Source organism: Kitasatospora sp. NPDC059571, assembly GCF_042735675.1.
Lineage (GTDB): Bacteria > Actinomycetota > Actinomycetes > Streptomycetales > Streptomycetaceae > Kitasatospora.
Map to the genome: position 1 here is coordinate 1 of NZ_JBHWBW010000740.1, position 2,277 is coordinate 2,277.

Sequence of the window (2,277 nt, forward strand, 5' to 3'; positions counted from 1 at the left end):
CCCCCCGGGGGGTGCGGCCGCTCCGGCGTCCTTGCGGGCGGGTCAGCCGGCGTGCGGCACGGCCTGCAGGACCTTCACGCCGGCCTTCTTGCCGTTGGGCAGCTCGTAGGTGGCGTCCTCGCCGACCTTCTTGCCGTTGATGGCCTTGCCGAGCGGCGACTGCGGGGAGTAGATGTCCAGGTCGTCGCCGGCGACCTCGCGGGAGCCGAGCAGGAAGGTCATGGTGTCGTCCTCGTCGCCGTCGAAGGCGACGGTCACCACCATGCCGGGGGCGACGATGCCGGAGTCCGCGGGGGCCTCGCCGACCTTGGCGCGCTCCAGCAGCTGGGTGAGCTGGCGGATCCGGGCCTCGTACTTGCCCTGCTCCTCCTTGGCCGCGTGGTAGCCGGCGTTCTCCTTGAGGTCACCCTCCTCGCGCGCCGCCTCGATCTTCTGGGCGATCTCGGTGCGCCAGGGGCCGGTCAGGTGCTCCAGCTCGGCCTTCAGCTGGTCGTAGCCGGACTGAGTGAGCCAGGTCACGTCATCGCTGGTCTGGGTCACAGGTGCTCCTCGTCGGTACTGGGCTGTGCTGAGGGTTGGTCGTCAGCAGGATCGGTCGATTTACGAAGCAACGCCCGCTCCCGGGCGGTCGAGCTCGGAAGGGGCGAAATCACGAGCCTAACAATTTCCGTCCCGCCGTGGGAGGGCCGTGCACGGTCGTTGACGCACCGTGACCGCCCGGGGCCCGGTGGCACGCGGTACGGATGCCCGCCCGTACGCTCGAATATGCGCCCGGAAGGGTGAGATGTGCAAAGGCCTTTCGGCCCCGTCCGCTACTTGTCGGGCGTACAGCCCAGCAGCTCCGCGGTGGTGCCGCGGGCGGTGGTGCGCAGCGTGACCACCTTCGTCCAGCTGGTGCCGGCCGCCGGGACGCGGAAGTCGGACTGGCCGACGACCGTCTTGTCCGCGCTCATCGAGCGCACCGTGCACACCCCGCCGGTGCCCGCGTTCTTGGTCACCGACAGCTGCAGCTGCATCTCGTCGTCGGACACCGCCTGGAAGGTCGGCACGGTGCCGTTCAGGGCGGACTCCCGCAGCACGTAGGACGCCCCGAACCAGGCCACCACCCCGAGGAACAGCACGCCGCAGACCACCGCGGCGATCCGCAGCCGGCGGTCCGCCTCCGCGTCCGTGCGCCGGCTGTAGCGCCCGGCCGGCGGGGCGGAGGGCGTAGGGCTGGAGTCCATGGCGCTGCTCGGTCCTTTCGCGGAGGAGCACTCGGGCTGCGGTGGGAATGGAGCGGCTCCTCAGTCCGTCACTATAGAAGGGGCACGTCCGCGCCGGAGGCGGCGGGGGAGCCGACCCGACGAACCGGACATACCTGGAAGGAAACCAGGCGTTGACTGAGCAGTTGCGACTGATGGCGGTGCACGCGCACCCGGACGACGAGTCCAGCAAGGGCGCCGCCACCATGGCGATGTACGTCGACCAGGGGGTGGACGTCCTGGTCGCCACGTGTACCGGCGGTGAGCGCGGGTCCATCCTCAACCCGAAGCTCCAGGGCGACCCGTGGGTGGAGGAGAACATCCACGAGGTGCGCCGCAAGGAGATGGACGCCGCGCGCGAGATCCTGGGCGTGCAGCAGGCGTGGCTGGGCTACGTCGACTCCGGCCTGCCGGAGGGCGACCCGCTGCCCCCGCTGCCCGAGGGCTGCTTCGCCCTGGAGGACGTGGACGCCGCGGCCGGCACCCTGGTCCGGCTGATCCGCGAGTTCCGCCCGCACGTGATCACCACGTACGACGAGAACGGCGGGTACCCGCACCCCGACCACATCATGACCCACAAGATCACCATGGTGGCCTTCGACGCCGCCGGCGACCCGGACGCCTACCCGGAGGCCGGCGAGCCCTGGCAGCCGCAGAAGCTGTACTACAACCACGGCTTCCCGATGGGCCGCATCCGCGCGCTGCACGCCTACCTCTCCGAGAACGGGCACGACTCGCCCTACGGCGAGTGGATCGCCGGCTGGGAGAAGAGCGGCCGCAAGGAGCGCGAGATCACCACCCGGGTGACCTGCGGCGACTGGTTCGAGATCCGGGACAAGGCGCTGATCGCGCACGCGACCCAGATCGACCCGGACGGCCCGTGGTTCCGCGTGCCGCTGGACGTCCAGCGCGAGGTGTGGCCGACCGAGGACTACGAGCTGGTCCGCTCCCACGTCGACACCGACCTGCCCGAGGACGACCTGTTCGCCGGGCTCCGCAAGTAGCACCCCCGGTGGCCCGGCCCGTGTAGGGC

At 70.7% G+C, this 2,277-nt stretch carries 3 protein-coding genes; 1 reads left to right on the forward strand and 2 read right to left on the reverse strand.

The annotated features are described in order from the left end of the window. Positions 1-42 precede the first annotated feature (42 nt). Positions 43-540, reverse strand: a complete 498-nt coding sequence (gene greA / locus ACFV0G_RS38495; RefSeq protein WP_380558278.1) for a transcription elongation factor GreA — start codon at positions 538-540, stop codon at positions 43-45. A gap of 272 nt (positions 541-812) precedes the next feature. After that, complete coding sequence (locus ACFV0G_RS38500; RefSeq protein WP_380558281.1) at positions 813-1,226, reverse strand: DUF4307 domain-containing protein; 414 nt, start codon at positions 1,224-1,226, stop codon at positions 813-815. Positions 1,227-1,378: 152 nt separating this feature from the next. Here ACFV0G_RS38500 and mca point away from each other — a divergent pair, with 152 nt between their 5' ends. Further along, positions 1,379-2,248, forward strand: a complete 870-nt coding sequence (gene mca / locus ACFV0G_RS38505) for a mycothiol conjugate amidase Mca (protein ID WP_380558284.1) — start codon at positions 1,379-1,381, stop codon at positions 2,246-2,248. The last annotated feature ends 29 nt before the right edge of the window (positions 2,249-2,277 follow it).

Bases quoted from the DNA above. Each gene is read 5' to 3' on its own strand.
- ACFV0G_RS38500 (WP_380558281.1), bottom strand. From the start codon at position 1,226: ATGGACTCCAGCCCTACGCCCTCCGCCCCGCCGGCCGGGCGCTACAGC.